The sequence below is a fragment of the Symmachiella dynata genome (assembly GCF_007747995.1).
Classification (GTDB): Bacteria; Planctomycetota; Planctomycetia; order Planctomycetales; family Planctomycetaceae; genus Symmachiella; species Symmachiella dynata.
The window spans coordinates 1,736,135-1,755,362 of sequence record NZ_CP036276.1 but is presented as its reverse complement, the minus strand read 5'-3'; the positions used below and the strand labels follow the sequence as shown (position 1 = coordinate 1,755,362).

The following is a 19,228-nucleotide window of genomic DNA, read 5'->3' as shown; positions in this document are numbered from 1 at the left end:
TTTGGGAACGAGGATAGACCCAACGGCATTCTGTCGAATCAGCCGTCGATTTGCACGCGGCAGATTCGTTTTTTGCCGACACGCAGTAACATTCCGTCGGTGACTGTGATCATTGCGTTGGGATCGTCCAGACGCTGCTTTTCCTCACCGACATAGGCTCCTCCCTGTTGGATCGAACGCCGCGCATCACTGGTGGATTTGCACAGACCGGCGGTGACCAACAGCCGCGCCGCCGGCAGTTGCCCCTCCTGCAAGTCAGCGGCGGCAATGGGAGCGGTGGGGATGTCCTCGTTCAGGGCACCTTGGCTGATCTCGCGTTCCCAACGCTCGGCCGCTTCGACTCCCGCGTCAGCACCGTGGTACTGAGCGATCACCGTTTTACCCAATGTTAATTTCGCTTCTTTGGGATGTCCGGCGAGAAGCGTGTTGATTTCATCAAGTGGGATTTCTGTGAGCAATTCGTAAAACATTTGCATGCATGTGTCAGGCAACTGCATGAACTTTTTCATCATCTCGTAGGCGGGTTCGGAGATGCCGATGTAATTGCCCAAGCTTTTGCCCATCCGCCGGACGCCATCGGTGCCGACCAGAATCGGCGACATCACACTCACCTGCGGCGCCAGATTCGCATCCTTTTGCAGATCGCGAGCCAACATGAAACTATAAAGCTGTTCGGTGCCGCCCAGTTCAATGTCGGCGCGAATTTCGACCGAATCCCACGCCTGCATCACCGGGTACAGGCATTCGTGTAAAAAGATCGGCTGCTCGGACTTGAATCGCTTGCTGAAATCATCGCGCGTGAGCAACTGCGCAATAGTCACCTTGCCGCACAGGTCCAATACGTCGGAAAAATCCATCTTCGCAAACCAATCACCGTTGCGGACCACTTCCGCCTGCGAAAGATCAACAACCTTTCCGACCTGTTCGAGGTAATCCTTAGCATTGGCTTCGACTTGGTCTTGCGTCAACCGGGCGCGGGTTTCGTCGCGGCCGCTGGGATCGCCCACCAAAGCGGTGTAATTGCCGATGATGATGACCGCTTGATGCCCCAGTTCCTGAAACTGCCGCATTTTCCGGAGCGGGACCGTATGCCCCAAATGCACGTCAATTCCCGTAGGGTCGATACCATATTTAATCCGCAACGGCGTGTTCGTCTTGCGGCTCTTTTCGAGTTTGGCTGCAAGTTCCTCTTCCGGAACGATTTTCTCGACACCACGGCCAATCACGGCCATTTGTTCTTCAACGGCAGGAAACGACATAACACGGCTTTCAAGCAACAAAAATGGACAAACATCCTCTCAGCCCCCAGATTGCTGCGGGGCACTCTGATATATCACGCCCTCCGGCGCGCATCCAGTCAGCGGCGTGAAAAAGCGGACTGCCACCTCGCCGAGGCCAACCTGTGAAGGGACACACTCTACCGATATTCTGTTCGCCGTGACTCTTTCTTCGGCTCCACGAGGCCCGGTTCGGTACCGTCATCCAACCAGCGGGTCGGCTCGGCAGCGGTTTTTTCCTGCACCGATCGGAGAAAAGCGAGCAGGTCGGCCAGGTGTTGGTGAGTGAGGTTTTCTCCAAGCCTTCGGGCATCAAGGATGTCCCGGTCGCGGACATCTCGCCGATAGTTTCCGCGCGGAATCGTCTCGGTCTCGTTCTTTTCCCGTTTGAGAATGATCCTCGTCGCCCTTTGCGCCGCAATCATCCCCATGTGAATCCGACCGGCGGTATCGAGTGCGGAAGAGTGCGCCTTAAACGAATCACGGCTGACAGAGTCATTCCTCCAGCGTAAAGGCAACCTGCGGCAGTTCCAGGCAACCCAGAAACCAGATCGTCTCTACGCGGGACAGCCTTGACGTTTCGTCAAGTGCAACTGAAGGTTCTACGAACGCCGATGGGGTGTCACTCGCGAAATTACGGATCGCCTCGAATCCGTTATCCGCTTGGACGAGATTCTCCTGAACTGGAACAACACGTTCCGACCACAATCCTGACAGTGATTCATTGTGCGGTGTTTTGTTCAAGGATCATCGCGCGGTAATGCCCCCGGATTTCCTCGCTGCTCAGTTCCCGCAGGTACACGGCATACTCGTCGATTGCTCCGGACAGCTGCCGATCCGTCCCCTCGATATGGAGTTGGCCGACATACAGACGGTAGAGCGAATCATCGGAAGCTGCCGCCGCGACGATATCGCGGATCAATTCTCCGTTGAGATAGAGCTTAATTCCGGCGGGCGTTTTGACGGCGACAAGATGATGCCATTGGCCGGGGGTGCAATCTCCGTTGGTAAACACATTTGTGCCACCGTGTTTCCCGGGTGGATGGCGATGAAGAAACCGAAATGAACCTGGCGTGTAGACCAGTCCGCACTTATAAGGTAATTCAAATAAACTCAGATGCAGGTGCGGCGCTTCGATGGGGACCACGGCGGCGAGCGTAGCCCAATGAAAACTGTCAGGACTAACCCACAACTCGATGGTAAACGAATCGCGATTGAATCCCTGAATCGGTTCATCCGCTTCGAGTCGATGGGGGTGATCACTTGGAGTAAACCAAGCGACACCGTCTCGGATGATGATTGCTGACGAATCTTCGGCAACGGTATGGATTTTCCCAGCCCACCGCTCACCGACCTCGTTTGGCACTTGGCCGTCGACCAGTTGTTCAAACCGCCAGTAAATATCTGGCTGCGATGCCAGAACCGATTGCACATAGGAGTCCCTGACGCGAAGTGGTGACGAGTCCTGTGCCTGAATTCCGGGCAATGGCACGCTCGGAGAGTCGATGCGTTTGAATGACAACGGCCATCCGCTCAGACGGTAAGCGCCCGTCTGAGTCACTCTCTGGTTCGTCAGCGTATTCCCATCACTCCCCAACAAAGAGACGTCGACTTCCCCGTCGACCACGTGTATCTCACTCTCCCCGTTCTTTTCAACTGAAACGGCGAACTCTGTTCCCAGATCGACGACGGCGGCGTCCGGCGTATTCAAAATGAATCCACGCGCACCCGGTGGAATGCGGACGGCCGCCTTGCCGGAAATTAGCTTGGCTGCTTCGACTGACAGGATGTGCAGTTCTGCCGGTCCTTCAAGATTGATCTGTGCCCCATTCATGAATTCAAGTTGCAGCTGACCCTCTCCGACCAGCAGTACGCCTGGTTTAATTCGCATGCCCGGCCTGACGTCATCTGACGCGGCTTCGGCCCTCGTGACGATGGCAACAGGCTTCGCCCCCGGAGACGCACTGGCATGGTAAATCACACCCGAACGCCCCGGAACAAACGCCCAGTAGGCCCAAACCGCAAGCCCCAAAAGGAGCATGGAGCAAACGCTGCCGAAGACAAACACTCTTACAGACGACAGTCTTCTCGGCTTCGGAAGCTGAAAAGTGCCGGGAAACCGGAGGGCTTCATGCAAGCCGGCTTCGATTCCCATCGCACGAACGTAACGCTCCCGGAAACCTGAATCTGCCAGCAACCGCTCTTCCACTGCTGCAAACTCATCAGCCGTCATGTCGCCATCGGCAAGCCGACGGAACATCTTTCGCTCATTAGTCTTTTCGCTCTTCGTCACCGCTCCACCTTGATCATCCTCATCGCATAAATTCCAACTCGTGTTACAGCGTGCACACGCGTTCCAACTAGCATTGCCCCTCTATTCGCAATTCGACACCACTCCCTTGAAGCCAACTCGTCGTTCGACGCAGTCGGCGATCAGGTCGCGCAGTCGATCAAGTTTGCGGTACAGAGCCTTGGCTGTGGTGCCCTTCTCTGTCGCCAACGCCGCGACTGTCTCCGACTCGCCGTAGCGACGTCGCAGCAGAGCGGCAGATTCCGCGTTCAATTTTTCCAGGCACGCATCTAATGCCTGATGTTGTGCTTCGAGAACCGGACTCAGAGTATGCCTTGTTTCAGCCAATGCTTCGAGAACATCTTCCCGGAAAATGAGACGACTGCGGCCGGCCTCCGTGCGAAACTTCAGGATCTCAAAGTAGGCGACCCGGTACGCCCACGGGAGAAAGTCACGCGTTGGATCGTACTCCGAGAATTTTCTCCACAAGACGATCGCAACCCGCTGCAGAATCTCCTCTGCATCGTCATGGCGGGCAACGAATGTCATGATATACCTGAACAACGCTCGATCGTGCTGAACCAGCAATCGTGCAAAGTCATCACCAGGGTCGATCGTGGGAGTGTGCGACATGTGCTGCTGACCGGCTAAGTCCGAGTAGTCTGGATCTTTCCATATGATATCCCCACCTGGCCCCCAAATTCCCCGCCCCAAATTCGTGATAAAATTAAATTGATCGCGATAAGAGTAGTCTCCCAAGCGACTTGAGGCAATTCCAGCAAGGGAAGAGGATCCTCTTTCCGGAATCACTGAAAAGAAACCTCTCAATTCAAGGGGGGAATTGGGCCTGCAGCCGGGGATTACTAATGCCACTGCGGCCAACCATTAGCTGCTCGGCTGCTTGCTGCCTCTTCTTTCCTTTAAATCGAGTTTTAAGATGTGAAGGTTGTTATTGCGGTAACTGTGGGACGTGTCTTCGCCCGGAGCATCGCGTAAACGACAACCTATTGCCTTCTTTTTCATCTTCGGATTATATCTTTTGGGGAGCCTTGCGAATGCCACAATTCAGTTTGCGTAGTAGCAGGAAACAGATCAGTTTGCATAGAGGTGCGAGACAGAGTGGGTTCACACTGATCGAACTATTGGTTGTAATTGCGATCATTGCCATATTGATCGCTCTTCTGCTGCCCGCTGTGCAGCAAGCGCGAGAGGCGGCGAGACGAACACAGTGCAGGAACAACTTGAAGCAGATCGGACTGGCGCTGCATAACTATCACGACAGTTTTCGCATGTTTCCCCCCGGTTCGATCAATTCGCCGCTTTCCGGCAATCGTTGGCAATATCCAGAGTGGGTCTCATTCCATCATCTGATATTACCCCAGTTGGAACAATCGGCGATCTATGAACGTTACGCAGAGGACTGGGGAAGGCGTCCACCTTGGGATCACATTTACTACCCGAGCGTACCAGAATGGCCGGATTATCTGCGGGTGGGCATGCCGGTCTTTCGTTGCCCCACGGACCCAGGTGCTCCCAACAACGTGAAAGTCTTGTCCGATTCAGGCATAGTTCCCTGCTCGAACTATCTTGGCATGTGGAGCGCGTTCAGCGACAATGACATCTGGGCTGAAGCTTCCTCGTCCGGCAGCATCTCGACGCTGGCGACGAGTACGACGGAACCGATCAATCCTCTGCCAGAGCCAACCCTCACCCTCTCGCAAATGAAGGGGGTTTTCGGTGCTAGCCGCGGAACGAGCATGAAAAACATCACGGATGGCAGCAGCAACACAATTTGTGTGGCGGAGTATCTGACGGGGACACTCGGGGATTTCCGCGGTGCGTTCATCACCACACGGTCATCGGGCAAAGTGCTTCATGCCATGTACGGTCCCAATAGCCGTCTCCGCGATGGTCTGCTGGGATCGGATCAAAGCTGCCGAGCCGGCTCTGGCCAGGACCTACCGGACCAAAACCTGCCTTGCGCCCCGACCGGGAATGGAAATAATACTGCAGGGTCGCGCAGTCAGCATACAGGCGGGGTGCAAGTCACGCTGTGCGACGGATCCGTCCGGTTCGTCAGCGATAGCATCGATCTGCAGACGTGGCGGAACCTGTCCTGGATGTCTGACGGGAATGTCCTGGGCGAGTTCTAAGTTAAAAGTTTCAAAGACTGCTGGTGGCCCTTCCAGGCTGCCAGCAGTCCAGACTTCTTACAAAAGGCCCAGCTTTGGGCCTTGTCGTGTGAGAGTGCAATTGAATTCAAAGGAACAAAGTTCGTGACAATGGTTTTCTTCCGATCCTGGCCGAAACTTCTGGCATGCACCTTACTACTTGGTCTAGCAGGTTGTGGTGACAACACGTCAGTCTGGGTCAATGGTGACGTTTCCTACCAAGGAGAAGATGTCGAAGATGGAACTATCTTCTTCTTTCCCGAGCATGGCGAGGGCTCAGGAACGCGAATTACTAATGGTAAGTATTCCATCTCGCAGCCGCCCGGCGCCACGGCTGGCGTGAATCGCGTCCAGCTCTCCTGGTCACGTAAAACCGGCAAGGTGATTCACCTGGGTCCCGGGGGGAAGGGACCGGATATCGATGAAATGAAAGAAGCCTTTCCGCCAAAATATAACAGCGAAAGCGAGTTGGAAGTCACGTTGGAGCCGGGAAACAACGTGTTTGATTTCCACTTAGAGGAATAAAGCTGCTGCTCGATCAGTCAAGACACTCAGCCGCGACAATTGATGGTAGGTAAAGGTCTAATCAGTGGGATGCAGGCTTTGTTTCCCGCTCGTTGATCCAATGGCTCAGGCACTTGTGGTACTGCGCTGCTGCGCAAATCCAGCGCCTTCATCACCGCGCTGACAGTGAATGTGTGAATCGCCCGCAGAGCAACCCGCTTTGGGTATTTTGAACATGCGGTCAAGTTTCACATCGGCCACCTCGATTTTTCTCACAGCAGTGGTTCTGCCGAGCGTCACAGGCTGGTACTCCAAGCCTGTCCGGACCTCGACACGCATTCCGCCGGGCAACACGGCGTCAACTCCCCTGTTTTCGATCGATGACGCTGATCGATAAGAGTGCCGCTGCGCCGTTACCCATTGTGATCAGCATCCCTGGTTACTCGAATCCAGACGAAGGAAACGGGTCTCCCCCTTGGCCTCCACACGGCGATGAGGTGATCTCATATCCGCACAGGCAGAGTAGAATGATCGCGAATCGATGCAATTATTCACGCAATATGGCCTGAATTTCAGCGGAGTCAATTGCAAGGAATGCCCCCTCTCCTCCTTCTGATTGTAATCGCTCAGAATTGCCAGCCGGTGCAGCAATAACCGGTTTGCCATTGGACCAAGAAAACCGTGCGGGAATTGCTTACAATCAATGCGATACGTCCATTGTCATTTTCAATCGCAGATTGCGGAGCACGATTTATGTCCCGTTCGCCCTACATTTACTCCCGACTGATAGCGATCATTATTGCTGCTGTGGCCATGATCACAACGGTTGCCCATGCCGATTCTCCTCCGACACCGCCGCAATTGTTGGATGCGTCTCCCCCGAGCAAGAATATTCTCAGCCTGCCGGACGGGTCGTTGGAGATTTTGTATTTGCAGCGGGGGAAGCAGTGCGTTTCGATTCGTTCGACCGATGGCGGCAAAACTTGGAGTCAGCCGCACGCGGAATTTCCATTTACCAAATCGGGGGCGGGGATTCCGGTCACACTTGTTGATCGTGATGGCGAACTGCATGCCATTCTCACCGTCCGTCGCGGTGACGGTAGAAAACCGACGGTCGATTATTTCATCGACATTTGGCACTGCCGTACCTCGAAAAAGCGGACCGAGTGGAGTGAGCCGCAGCGAATTTTTGCCGGTTATGTCGGCTCACTGAACGGCATCACGCAATTGCCCAGCGGGCGGATCGTGCTGCCGCACCAGTATTGGGTTCCCGGAAGAAAATCGACGCCGCCGACGGGGAGTCATATCGTGACGACCACGTATACCGACGACGGGGGAAAAACCTGGACACAGTCGCCTGCCGAATTGACGGCTCCCTGCGAGGCGAATTATATCGGCAGCAATTACGGTGCCTGCGAGCCTTGCATGTTGCCGCTCAAAGATGGTCGCGCGTGGATGTTGATGCGTAGCCAAACCGGCTACATGTATCAATCGTTTTCGCCCGACGGCGCCGACTGGACACCGGCAGTCGCTTCGCCGTTTATCGCGTCCAATTCACCGGCCAGTTTGCTGCGGCTGACCGATGGTCGTATCGTGGTGTTTTGGAATAACTGCGAGAATCCTTCCCGCGTCGATGGGGCTCCGATCTACACCTCGCGCGATGCGCTCCATGTGGCCATTTCGGAAGATGAGGGCCAAACCTGGCAAGGTTTTCGCGAAGTGGTTCGGGACCCGCTCAGAAATGAATCGCCCCCCAAACAAGGGGACCGCGGCACGGCGTATCCCTACTCCGCGGAAACGCCTGAGGGGGATATCATCCTAGCGACCGGGCAAGGGGGCGGGCGGATTTCGTTGATGCGCATTGATCCGGATTGGATAACCGCAACAACCGCGGCGGATGATTTTTCAGACGGACTGGAGGGTTGGTGCACGTTCAAACCCTTTGGTCCAGCGGCGCGCTATTGGCGCGACCGCACCACCGGCCCGGTGCTGATCGAGCATCCGTCGCAGTCCGGCAAACAGGTGTTACACGTGCGGCGGCCTGATGAAAAACCAGCGGATGAGGCGGTTTGGAATTTCCCCGCCGGACGCACAGGACGCTTAACATTGCGATTGAAGCAACAGCCCGGATTTCAGGGAGGACGAATTGTCTTGGCGGATCGTTTCATTCCGCCGGGAGATCCGGTCACAGACAAACTCGCAGCCTTCGTGATGCCGCTGTCGACTGAGGGAGACATCGCGGATCATGATTGGCATACGATGGAACTGTCATGGAATCTCGACCAGCATGTCTGCCGGGTGAAGATCGATGGAACGTCAACGACTGAACTTCCACTTGTTAATCCCCAGAGCGGTGCGGTGAGCTATCTCTGCTTGGCCTCAACAGCCGATGAACTTGACGAAGCCGGCTTTCTGGTTGAATCGGTTCGCGCCGATGTGACCGCCCCATAGAAGGTTTGCGAGTTCATCATGGAGAGTGCGATCCATCCCGCAGCTTTGCCGGTTGCGGAATTACTGCCGCAATGTGAAGTCACGCGCACCCGCGGCAGCGGACCGGGAGGACAACATCGCAACAAAGTCGAAACGGCCATCATTCTGTTGCATCGGCCGACCGGGACTCACGGCGAAGCCTCCGAGCGCCGCAGCCAAGCCGAGAACCAGACCGTTGCCCTGTTTCGGCTGCGGGTCAATTTGGCGCTCGCGGTGCGCACAGAAAAAATGGCTGACGACGAGGTCGATCGAGTCTGGACATCCCGATTGATTGGCGGCCGCATTAGCATCAATCCAGCGCATGAGGACTTTCCGACGATGCTGGCTGAGGCGCTGGATTGGATCAAAAACCGTGAGTTTGATCTCAAGGCAGCCGCGGAGAAACTGGGCTGCACCGGTTCGCAGTTGACGAAATTCCTGAAACGCGAACCGCGGGCTTGGAGTGGCGTGAACGCCAATCGAAAGTTGCGCGGATTGCGTCCGCTGAAATAGCCCCAATAGCAGTCGGCGATGGACGACCGCAGTCGCTGACGCAAGTCAACACCGGTAGCCAACACGCACTTTGCGCGTTTTTACTTCAAATACGACCGGCTGCCCCGCATCGCACAGTTATGTCAACTCGTCGCAAGAATCCGTCAGTTTTCGGATTTAGCTGGTTCGACCCGTTGCTGGATTCGTTCAGCGATGCCCTCGAGATGTTCCTCGCGGCATAGCTGAAGGACTTGCAGCGCCCAAAGTTTGCTTGGGTTCGATTTGCGACCGCTCAGCAAGTGGCTGAGGTAAGACCGACTTACATGGGTGCGACGTGCAAGTTCGGCTGCTCGAATTTTGAGCGAGTCGAGGATTTCTTGGATATCGCCCGCTTCGACGTACGCCATCCCCAACACCTTTCACAAAAAAGGAAGACTCTGTGAAAACCAAGCACAACACCTGTTGGTATGCCGCAAATGCCTGCAAGATTGCATGGCAATCACAATCACGCCTCGGCGTTTGTGCCTCGTTCTCGACCATTTTGTGGGATCACGTATCGGCCAACGCGCGGCGTTTGTCTCTGTGGCTGCGTGTCGCCGAATGTGTGCACCCACAAAACCACGTCGGTCACATCACGCTTGATAACCGTCACGTGGGTATACACATATCTGAATTCTAGGCGCCGGATGACGAAGTAAACAAGCCCAGAAATTCATTTTGCACCGACAGTCAACAAAACCGATCGCATCGTAGTAATCGGGCAAAACAGGCGATTCCGCGCACTGCGACATCGCCCTTCTGTCGTAATTGCAGCTTCGTGTCGTGCAATGCGGCCCTATTGATATTGCCGTCCTGCGGGGGGCTTGGGCTCGATTTGCGGCGGTGGTTCCTTGTGCGCGGATTTGATGATCTGCTCCATCTGTTGCACGACACTTGGGTGGTCGGCCGCCACATTCGTTTTTTCACCGACATCGGCTCGCAAGTTGTACAGCTCCAACGGCAGCCCGGCATCCAGGCGAATCGCTTTCCAATCTCCCAGGCGTACCGCTTGTAACAACCGCTCGTAGTGGTTGGGATGTTCCCAATACAAATAGTCATGCTTTGCCTGCGCGCGACCTGCCGCTTTTTCACCCAACAGCGCCGGCACTACCGACAGACCATCGGTCGTTTTCGGCGCATCGGTTTTCGCAAGCTCGGATAATGTTGGCAACACATCGGCGAAATACCAAACATGATCATTCACGCTACCGGCTTTGATATGTCCCGGCCAGCGGGCGATCATCGGCACACGAATTCCCCCTTCATACAAATCACGCTTATACCCCCGCAGCGGGCCGCAAGCCTGAAAGAAGTCAGGATCCGAAGGGCCTCCGGTGGCGCCGTTGTCGCTGGTGAAAAACACCAACGTGTTCTCATCCAATTTCAGTTCCTGCAACAGATCCAGAATCCGCCCCACGTCGCGGTCCATGCGCGTGATCATCGCCGCTGTCGCTGCCTTGGGATGCGACTGGGCGGCATAGTCGTCTGGAAAGCCAACTTTCTTACGACGGCCGGTGTACGGCGTTTCCGGATACTTGCCGCGAAACTCCTCTAGAGAATCCTCGGGCACCAACAGTTCGTAGTGGGGAATCGTGAGTGGCAGATACAAGAAGAAGGGATCATCTTCCTTCGCTTGTTCGCGGAGAAACTGCATTGCGCGATCGACGATCACATCGTGCGTGTATTGCCCGCTGAAGCCGTCGTTCCCCTCTAAGACAAACTTCTCATCTTGGTCCCACAAGAATTTGGGATAGTAAAAGTGAGCATGGATTTGATGCAGATAGCCGAAGAACCGATCGAAACCTTGCTTGTTGGGAATGCCAGTTGTGCCATGTTCGCCGAGTCCCCACTTGCCAATACAAGCGGTGCGATACCCGACTCCCTTGAGGACTTCAGCCACAGTGATATCGGAATCAGCCAAGGCAATGCCACCGGTGTTTCCGCGAACCGGCGTATGTCCGGTGTGCAGGCCGGTCATCAACACACTGCGTGAAGACGCACAGACAGTGCAACCGGCGTACACCTGTGTAAACCGCATCCCCTCCCGCGCCATTTGATCAATCCGCGGCGTGCTGTATTTCTTTTGGCCATAACAGCTCAGCCCGGCATACCCCAGGTCATCAGCCATGATAAACACAAAATTCGGCCGCGCGGGCGCAGCCTCTGCCGCCATCCCCTGCTCCGCCGAAAGCAACACCAACAACCCCACAAAAAAACGCAGCCGCACGAAACGATCCACCATGAAATTCATCCCCCGGGAAGGCGAGGCCGAGCCTCCGTTTACTCGAACAAATAAACTAGCCACAGATTAACACGGATCAAAATGTAGGGTGCGTCGCGACGCACCTTTCTATGCAGGACGAATGATCATCCCAACTCAAAACACTCACGGCCGACAACCGTCGTGCGAAAACCCTCACCCCGGCCCTCTCCCAGAGGGAGAGGGGGTAATTTTTTACTGTTTCACTCGTTCCCAAACTCTGTTTGGGAACGCTCCTTCGCGAAGCTCTGCTTCGCTGCCGAAAACACAATCGTCTAGCCAATCACCCTGCCCCCCACCGAAGCAGAGCTTCGGGCAATTGGGTTCCCAAACGGAGTTTGGGAACCAGTACGCGAAACCAAGGCGCGTCGGAAGCAAGGAAACTTCGCCTTGCGGCACCAACAAACTATAATAACCTCGTCGCGCGCGAATCGCATCCGTTGCGGCAAGGAAACATAACTCGTGACACCCTCGATATGCCCGCTCTCTCCGACAGATCTGCGACTCACCGCACCGATGCCCGGTTTCTATTGCGTTTCGCCGCGACCGTGATGGGCGTGGCGCTGACGGCCGGGGCGTTGGCTTGGGTGCTGATCCACTTCATCGGCACAACACCCCACCCGGGACGTGTCGTGTTTCCCGTCGCACTGTTCGCCAGCACGGCATTACTGGCCTGTGGCAGCACGGCGATGCAGCGAGCTTTGCTCGCGATCCGCCGCGAGCGTCAACGCCTCTGCCGCCGCCATCTATGCCAAGCCATGCTGGCCGGGACGCTCTTTTGCGGCGTGCAAAGTTATGCGTTGTACTGCCTGATCCAAAACCAAACCCCGGCAACCGCCCAAGCCGATGCCAACGCCTTCCTCATCGTATTCGCTGGTCTGCACGCAATGCACTTTTGCGTGGCAATGCTGTTTGTCTGTTACATCGCCGTACGGACCTTCGCGGGGCGCTACGACCACGAATACTACCTAGGAATCACCCTCTGTACGTACTTCTGGCACGCTTTGGGCGTGGTGTGGATGGTAATTCTGGGAGTGTTTGTGATGGCGTTGGGGATGCAGTGATGGGAGGGGGCGGTGTTATTCTGCTGGTGGTATCCAAAATATTGCGCAATTGGGTAGAGCTTTCTGGAGTTTTTCTACACCTGTGCTTGTGACTTGGGTATTTTTAATCCACAGCGTTTTTAACTGGGTAAAACCAGCAAAATGTTCAATCCCCATGTCACTGACTTGGGTACTATCCAGTGATAGGTATTCCAGGTTGGTCAGCCCATAGAGATGCTCCATTCCAGCATCCCCAATTTCGTTGTAGTCCAGCGATAGGTATTCAAGCTCGGCGAGTCCCTGCAGTTGTCCAAGGTCTGCATCAGTGATGGGCGTGATTGTTAAATCCACTGAGGTGACTCTCTCGAACGCCGCCCAATGCTTCGTCTTTAGTGCCTCTGGAAACCAAGCGGGGTAAACAAATTGCGACTCGACTGTGCCTTCTAAATCCTTAATTGCAGCGATCGCCGTTTGATTGCGATGATACGATTCCCATACCGACAGCACGCCACTGCCAATCAGCAACACCACCGCAATCAGCACCAGCGCGCCCGTGCGCGGCAGTCGGCTCTTCGGTTTTCCATCGGTCATCACGAATTCTTGCACTCACTCAGAGGCGTCGGTCAGTTCTGTTCGTCGGGCGTTTCCGTGGAGTGATCTTGTTGGCCGGAGAGTCGCTTCCAGCCCGGCAGGTGATGCAACGCCAGGATTCCGAACACGATCAACGAAGTGAGCGTCGCTAGCAGGTACATACCAAAACCGACAGCGGTGCCGACGGCGGCGGTGGACCAGATTGTGGCGGCGGTGGTCAGACCCACGGTGCGGCCGCGTTCGCGGAGGATGATGCCGGCTCCCAGAAAACCGACGCCGGTGACGATGTTGGCCGCTAGTCGTGACGGCTCTGCTCCGGGGATGTGCGATGAGATGAGAGCGAACACGCATGAGCCGAGTGCGACAGAGGCATAGGTCCGCATCCCCGCTTCACGTCCGTGCCACCCCCGTTCCCAACCAATAAATCCGCCCAGGACCGCAGCGACGACCGCACGGATCGCATACAAGGATTCTAATTGCCAGTCCAATGTCGATGCCCTTAAATGTTGTCTCGGTTTGCTCTTCTGGGACTAGTCTATCAAAAAAACGCGTCCTGGGGAGAACCCCAGGTTGGCCGATCGAAGTTGACTGATATAGTTAATCGTCCGCGATTGCGTTACTCTGACTGCTTCTGCGCCAAATAAACGAATCTAGTCACTTTGCATTGAAATAAACGGATTCTTATGAAGCCATCGAGCCCAGTTGGCAAACCGGCAACATTTCCCCCCGCACCGAGTGATCCACTTTCCGCTCAGGTGACAGCCACAGCGGATGACGCGATTCGCTCGCTCGAAGAACGCCTGGAATTTGAAGTCCTGATTTCCGACATGTCGGCCGCGATTGTCAATTCAGCGGCAGAGGCTGTGGACGATACGATCTCTGACATTTTGCGACAAGTCGCCGCCCCATTGGGCATCGACATCTTCTCTCTGCTCATATTGTCCCCCAACGAGGATCTATTGTGTGCCACTCATGTTTATTGTCGCTCGGGTTTCGAAAACAATGTTCCCCCGCGTGAATTGGAATTCCCCCCCGAACTGCTTACGCAGCTGTGTACGGATGACATTGTCGAATTGAACGGTTCGCCCGCCGACGACGAATCCGCGCCGCAGTTACAGCAACTGTTGATTCCCATTCAAGTTAGTGGAGTCCCCAGCGGCGCATTAGGATGCCACATGTCCGGTGAGCCGGTGCGGTGGCAACCGTATGTGATACGACGTCTGCAACTCCTGGGCAACATCATCGCCAATACGCTCTCCCGCACACAGACTGCAAAGGAACTCGCTGCTGCAAAAACGCGATTTTCGCTAGCAGTCACCGGCTCGACCGACGGGATTTGGGACTTAAATTTTGAAACGGGCGAGTTATTTTACTCGGATCGATGTATTGAGTTGGCCGATTTCCGAAAGGATGATCTCGTCTCCTCCATCAATACATTTATCAATCACATCCACCCCGACGACGCAAAACAAAACCGCGAAGCCATCAAACGTCACTTGAAAGACCGCGTTCCCTACGACGTCGAATATCGCTTGCGCACTCAATCGGGCAAATATCGCTGGTTTCACGCACGAGGACAAGCAATTTGGAACGACGAAGGCCGCGCGCTGCGGATGGCAGGCTCCATTCAAGACATCGACGCCCGCAAACAGGCCGAGGCGGCGTTAGTCAACGCGGCCAAGCAGTTTGTCTCAGTCAAGGGTGAGGAATTATTTCAATCCTTGCTCATACACCTAGCCGAGTCACTGGACGCCGAATATGCCTTCATCGGCACAATAAATAGTGACGACCATGATGTCGTGCAGACGAACGCCGCTTATGCCGATGGCAAGATTATCGAGAATTTCACATACGAAATGAAAGGCACACCCTGCGCGCAAGTTGTCCAGCAGCAGACCTGCGTTTATTCCAGCGGCGTCCAGCAACAATTTCCCCAAGATGAGATGCTGTCAACAATGGGGGTGGAAGCCTACGTGGGCACGACGATTTTTGACTCTCGCGGTCAGCCACAAGGATTGGTGTCGCTTTTATTTCGTCGTCCGCTCGCAGAGACCCAGACGTTAAAATCGACGCTAAAAATTGTCGCCGGGCATATTTCCGCCGAACTGGAACGTAATCAAGCAACCGACGCATTGCGGAGCAGCGAACAATGGATTAGCCGCATCTTGGATCTCGGCGTGATCGGCATGGCGATCACCTCCCCAGAAAAGGGGTGGGTTGAGGTCAACGATCGCATGTATGAAATTCTGGGCTACACCCCCGAGGAACTCTCTAAGCTCACTTGGGTCGACATCTCCCATCCCGACGATGTTGATGCCGACTTAGCACAATTTCAGCGGGTACTGGCGGGTGAGATTGACGGATACGCACTGGAAAAACGTTACATCACGAAAAAAGGCGAATCGATTCATGTGTCAATCGCCGTGAATTGCGCGCGAACTGCCGACGGTTCCGTGGAATACTTAACGGCGCTGGTCCAGGACATCTCGGATCGCAAGCGAGCCGAACATGCGATGCATGCCAGCAAACAACATTTACGGGCAATCATCGACACCACCCCGGCCTGCGTCAAATTGCATACCCGGGATGGGATTCTGTTGGAAATGAATGCCGCCGGTTTGGCCTTAATCGAAGCAAAACATACTGACGATGTCCGCAACTTGTGTGTTTACGATCTGATCACCAAGGAGTACCACGAAGCCTATCGTGAATTCATTAACCGCGTGTGGCAAGGAAAAAAAGAAACCTTCGAATTCGAAATCGTGGCATTGCAGGGAACGCGACGGTTTATGGAAACGCAGGCCGTCCTGTTGAATATGAGCGACCGCGACCCTGTCATCTTATCAATCACAAGTGACATCACTGCACGTAAAGAAGCGGAACTTGAACGCGAAACGTTGATTCAAGAATTGGAGTCCAAAAACACCGAGTTAGAAAGCTTTACGTATACCGTGTCGCACGACCTCAAAAGTCCCTTGGTCACGATCAAAGGATTTTTAGGGTTGCTGAAAAGAGACCTCGCAGCTGAGAACCTGTCCGCTGTTGAGGAAGACTGCTGCGAAATTAGCAATGCCGCGGACAAAATGACAAATCTATTAGACGGGCTGCTGGAACTCTCCCGCGTAGGACGAGTTGCTAATCCGTCGGAACATGTCAACTTCGGTGAAATTGTCGCCCAGGCATTACGGACATCGGCAGGCGGTATTAGCCAAAAAGGGGTGCAGGTAACGGTCGCCCCTGAGTTTCCGAACGTCTACGGAGATCGGCTGCGTTTATTGGAAGTCATGCAGAATTTAATTGACAACGCCGTCCAGTATTGTTCACCAACCGATCCTTGCATCGAAATCGGTATGCGGGATGACGCAAAAGAGTTGGTGTGTTACGTGCGGAATAACGGAACCGGCATCGACCCCAAATATCATGACAACGTTTTCAAACTCTTTGAGCAACTCAATGCTAGCAACGCAGGATCGGGCATCGGACTTGCCATCGTGAAACGGATCATCGATGTGCATGGAGGTGAGATCTGGGTGGAATCAACAGGAACACAGAATGGTTGTTCGTTCATTTTTTCATTGCCTTGGCTCAGTCAACACGACATAATAAAGAGTTGATCAGCGTAGGCTCGCGCAACTTCAAAGTCGGCTCACGTCACTTCACCGGAGAAATCCGCCGATGAATAGCATGCCATTGCGAATCTTAATCGCCGATGACGATGCATCCCACGCTAGGTTGGTGATGCGCATCTTTGCAGATCATCGTCTTGCCAACACCGTAGAGCATGTTGCCGATGGCGAAGCAACGCTGAACTACCTGAGCCAACGCCGCGATTTCAAAAATGCTCTGGACTATCGACTGCCGGACGCTCTTCTTTTGGATTTGAAACTGCCCAGAATCGACGGGCTCAGCGTGCTGAAATCGATCAGAGAAACCGACGAACTGCGCCGCCTGCCAGTCATCATTCTTTCCACGAGCAACGCCACCACCGATGTCACCCGCGCCTATGAATTGGGCGCGAGCAGTTATTTAGTCAAACCGACCGACTTCGGGCAGTTTTCGCAAATGATCAATGACCTCGGAGATTACTGGCTGCTCTGGAATCGCTCGCCGTGGGCTACATCTTAGCGCTACATTTTAGCGCTAGTGCGGCTCCATTGGGTCTTCAGGCCACCCCGATTTAGGGTGCCGCTGGCGGACAAGTCGCTAGTGGCAAGCACCACGCATCGAAGAACTAATCCGCTGCGAAAAACATTGCTCCTACCCGTTGCGAGTTGATTTGACCAACGCCACATACTGGCTCGCCAAGTCGCGAATCCGCCCCAAATCTCCATCGATCACCGCTTGTTTCTCGACGAGCGAACTCCCCAAACCAACCGCACACGCGCCCGCATTCAAAAAGTCAGGCAGCGTTTCCAAATTCACGCCGCCGGTGGGGAGCAGCTTGATTTGTGGCAAGGGACCGTGCAACGATTTGAGGTAACTTGGGCCACCGATATCGGCGGGAAAGACTTTGACAATATCCGCTCCGGCTTCCCAAGCGGTCAGGACTTCCGTGGGCGTGAATGCGCCGCTCATCACCAATTTATCGTAGCGATTCGCCATGCGGATCACGTCGGTGTTCACGCAAGGGGTCACTAGGAATTGTGCGCCGGCCAGAAAGGCAGCCCGGGCGGTTTCGGGGTCCAGCACGGTCCCGGCGCCTAACAAGATCCGGTCTCCTAACTCACGATGAACCTGCGAGATGATGTCCAACACCCCCGGTACGGTGAAGGTGACTTCGATCACGTCGATGCCCGCTTCATACAGCGTCATCGCCACATCGACCAACAATTCGCCCGAGGGGGCGCGAATGATGGCGACAATCGCCGAATCGAGAACGCGGTTCAGATCATCCTGCTTGCTCATGGGGGTACTTGGCTTCGTCAAACATTAGGGAGGGGGTAAAAATAGTACGACAACGCAGGGTGATTGTGTTCTTCGTTCACATTCTGTGTGTCTCTGCCTGCTTGTCCCAGCAGTCCGCTCGTCGTTTGTCGTCGATTCAGATGGAACACTTGCCCTTTCAACGCACTGGCGGACAAGCCGCCAGTGGCACCCTTTTTCAACAGGCTGATAGCGCTAGCGCGGCGGTTCACCATAATTCGCTGCCCCCAATGCTGTCAAACCTCACCGGCGGATTCGTGTTTGGCGAGTCGTTTACGCCACACGGGCATCCAACCAGCCCAACAATGAGTCGATCGTCTCGTCGCGGTCCGGTTCGTTGAGCAGTTCATGCATGTGATCGGGAAACAATTCGAACGTCTTGTCGGTACTGCCGGACGACTCCGCCCACCGTTCGCTTGAGAGTGGGTCGACAACGCAGTCCATCGCCCCTTGCAGCACCAACAACGGCATCTGCATCCGCTCTGCCCTCTTCCAAGCTTTGCCGATCGCGAAACGGGCCTCAAAGAACCACCCCGCCGTGACCGAGGTTTGCATCAATGGGTCCTCAGCTCGCCGTTTGAGCATCAACGGGTCCCGACAAACTTCGTGCGGTTCGATCCGGGTGGCAAAACGAGTCCGGGGAGCAATAAACGACATCACGCGTCCGAACGCCGTGGTGAGGGGATGCGGCGGTTTTCCCGGTCGCAAAAACGGCGCGCTCAACGCCAATGCCGAAAGCTGCTCGGAATGACGCTGCGCATAGCGAATCGCCACCAAGCCCCCCATGCTATGCCCCAGCATGGCTGTTTTTTGAGGATCGGTTTGAAACGCGCTCCGCACGGTTTCGATGTCGTCGACATAATCGGCGAACCGGCTAACGTGAGCCCGCGGCCCGCTGGAGCGCCCATGTCCACGCAGATCGGGAATGATCGTCTGCCATCCCTGCTGAGCCGCAGCCGTCGCCACGTGATCATATCGCCCCCCATGTTCGCAAACACCGTGGACAATTAGCAGCGTACGGCGCGCGGGGACCAGAGAGGGCGCATAGTGACGGACGTGTAATTCGATCCCGTCGCTGGTCACGATGCGTCGCTCATCGCATGTCGGAGTTTCGACACGCTTCTTCGAAGCAGTTTTTTCCATCGCCACGTCCTGTGACAAATGTCTTG

The 19,228-nt window shown here is 55.0% G+C and carries 17 protein-coding genes; 7 read left to right on the top strand and 10 right to left on the bottom strand.

Going from position 1 to position 19,228, the window contains the following annotated elements; genetic code table 11:
* Nucleotides 1-38: 38 nt before the first annotated feature.
* From tyrS to Mal52_RS06745, 4 genes are all read right to left on the bottom strand, one after another.
* Nucleotides 39-1,259: a tyrosine--tRNA ligase gene (gene tyrS, locus Mal52_RS06760; protein ID WP_145374947.1), complete on the bottom strand. Its 1,221-nt coding sequence runs from the start codon at nucleotides 1,257-1,259 to the stop codon at nucleotides 39-41.
* Nucleotides 1,260-1,417: 158 nt separating this feature from the next.
* The gene (locus Mal52_RS06755; protein WP_145374946.1) at nucleotides 1,418-1,795 is read right to left on the bottom strand and encodes a hypothetical protein; all 378 of its coding nucleotides are present in this window, start codon (nucleotides 1,793-1,795) and stop codon (nucleotides 1,418-1,420) included.
* Nucleotides 1,796-1,998: 203 nt separating this feature from the next.
* Complete coding sequence (locus Mal52_RS06750; protein ID WP_145374945.1) at nucleotides 1,999-3,537, bottom strand: LamG-like jellyroll fold domain-containing protein; 1,539 nt, start codon at nucleotides 3,535-3,537, stop codon at nucleotides 1,999-2,001.
* 114 nt (nucleotides 3,538-3,651) lie between these two features.
* Nucleotides 3,652-4,200, bottom strand: a complete 549-nt coding sequence (locus Mal52_RS06745; RefSeq protein ID WP_145374944.1) for a sigma-70 family RNA polymerase sigma factor — start codon at nucleotides 4,198-4,200, stop codon at nucleotides 3,652-3,654.
* Nucleotides 4,201-4,622: 422 nt separating this feature from the next.
* On the opposite strand from Mal52_RS06745, the gene Mal52_RS06740 reads away from it, so the two are divergent.
* The 4 genes from Mal52_RS06740 to Mal52_RS06725 all read left to right on the top strand — a co-directional run bounded on the left by Mal52_RS06740 (nucleotide 4,623) and on the right by Mal52_RS06725 (nucleotide 9,224).
* Complete coding sequence (locus Mal52_RS06740) at nucleotides 4,623-5,720, top strand: DUF1559 domain-containing protein (RefSeq protein ID WP_145374943.1); 1,098 nt, start codon at nucleotides 4,623-4,625, stop codon at nucleotides 5,718-5,720.
* Between the two features lie 123 nt (nucleotides 5,721-5,843).
* Nucleotides 5,844-6,263 (top strand): hypothetical protein, encoded by a 420-nt coding sequence (locus tag Mal52_RS06735; RefSeq protein ID WP_145374942.1) that lies wholly within the window; start codon nucleotides 5,844-5,846, stop codon nucleotides 6,261-6,263.
* 732 nt (nucleotides 6,264-6,995) lie between these two features.
* A complete protein-coding gene (locus Mal52_RS06730) occupies nucleotides 6,996-8,693 on the top strand; it encodes a sialidase family protein (RefSeq protein WP_145374941.1) in 1,698 nt (565 codons plus the stop codon).
* A gap of 18 nt (nucleotides 8,694-8,711) precedes the next feature.
* Entirely contained in the window at nucleotides 8,712-9,224 is a 513-nt protein-coding gene (locus Mal52_RS06725) for a peptide chain release factor family protein (protein WP_145374940.1), read from the top strand.
* A 143-nt stretch (nucleotides 9,225-9,367) separates the two neighbouring features.
* On the opposite strand, the gene Mal52_RS06720 is transcribed toward Mal52_RS06725, so the two are convergent.
* Together Mal52_RS06720 and Mal52_RS06715 are read right to left on the bottom strand one after the other, a co-directional pair.
* Entirely contained in the window at nucleotides 9,368-9,610 is a 243-nt protein-coding gene (locus Mal52_RS06720) for a helix-turn-helix domain-containing protein (RefSeq protein ID WP_145374939.1), read from the bottom strand.
* A 428-nt stretch (nucleotides 9,611-10,038) separates the two neighbouring features.
* Nucleotides 10,039-11,484, bottom strand: a complete 1,446-nt coding sequence (locus tag Mal52_RS06715; RefSeq protein ID WP_231962539.1) for an arylsulfatase — start codon at nucleotides 11,482-11,484, stop codon at nucleotides 10,039-10,041.
* Nucleotides 11,485-11,978: 494 nt separating this feature from the next.
* Here Mal52_RS06715 and Mal52_RS06710 point away from each other — a divergent pair, with 494 nt between their 5' ends.
* Entirely contained in the window at nucleotides 11,979-12,566 is a 588-nt protein-coding gene (locus tag Mal52_RS06710; RefSeq protein ID WP_145374937.1) for a cytochrome c oxidase subunit 3, read from the top strand.
* Nucleotides 12,567-12,581: 15 nt separating this feature from the next.
* On the opposite strand, the gene Mal52_RS06705 is transcribed toward Mal52_RS06710, so the two are convergent.
* Nucleotides 12,582-13,136, bottom strand: a complete 555-nt coding sequence (locus Mal52_RS06705) for a leucine-rich repeat domain-containing protein (protein ID WP_145374936.1) — start codon at nucleotides 13,134-13,136, stop codon at nucleotides 12,582-12,584.
* Between the two features lie 32 nt (nucleotides 13,137-13,168).
* Nucleotides 13,169-13,624 (bottom strand): MgtC/SapB family protein, encoded by a 456-nt coding sequence (locus tag Mal52_RS06700; protein ID WP_145374935.1) that lies wholly within the window; start codon nucleotides 13,622-13,624, stop codon nucleotides 13,169-13,171.
* Between the two features lie 195 nt (nucleotides 13,625-13,819).
* Here Mal52_RS06700 and Mal52_RS06695 point away from each other — a divergent pair, with 195 nt between their 5' ends.
* On the top strand, nucleotides 13,820-16,750 hold the full coding sequence (locus Mal52_RS06695; RefSeq protein ID WP_145374934.1) for a PAS domain-containing sensor histidine kinase: 2,931 nt from the start codon (nucleotides 13,820-13,822) through the stop codon (nucleotides 16,748-16,750).
* Between the two features lie 70 nt (nucleotides 16,751-16,820).
* Entirely contained in the window at nucleotides 16,821-17,261 is a 441-nt protein-coding gene (locus Mal52_RS06690; protein WP_197534712.1) for a response regulator, read from the top strand.
* Nucleotides 17,262-17,393: 132 nt separating this feature from the next.
* Here the strand turns inward: Mal52_RS06690 and Mal52_RS06685 are convergent, their stop codons facing one another.
* Together Mal52_RS06685 and Mal52_RS06680 are read right to left on the bottom strand one after the other, a co-directional pair.
* Nucleotides 17,394-18,041, bottom strand: a complete 648-nt coding sequence (locus Mal52_RS06685; protein ID WP_145374932.1) for a bifunctional 4-hydroxy-2-oxoglutarate aldolase/2-dehydro-3-deoxy-phosphogluconate aldolase — start codon at nucleotides 18,039-18,041, stop codon at nucleotides 17,394-17,396.
* Between the two features lie 291 nt (nucleotides 18,042-18,332).
* Nucleotides 18,333-19,202 (bottom strand): alpha/beta hydrolase, encoded by an 870-nt coding sequence (locus Mal52_RS06680; protein WP_145374931.1) that lies wholly within the window; start codon nucleotides 19,200-19,202, stop codon nucleotides 18,333-18,335.
* Nucleotides 19,203-19,228 lie beyond the last annotated feature (26 nt).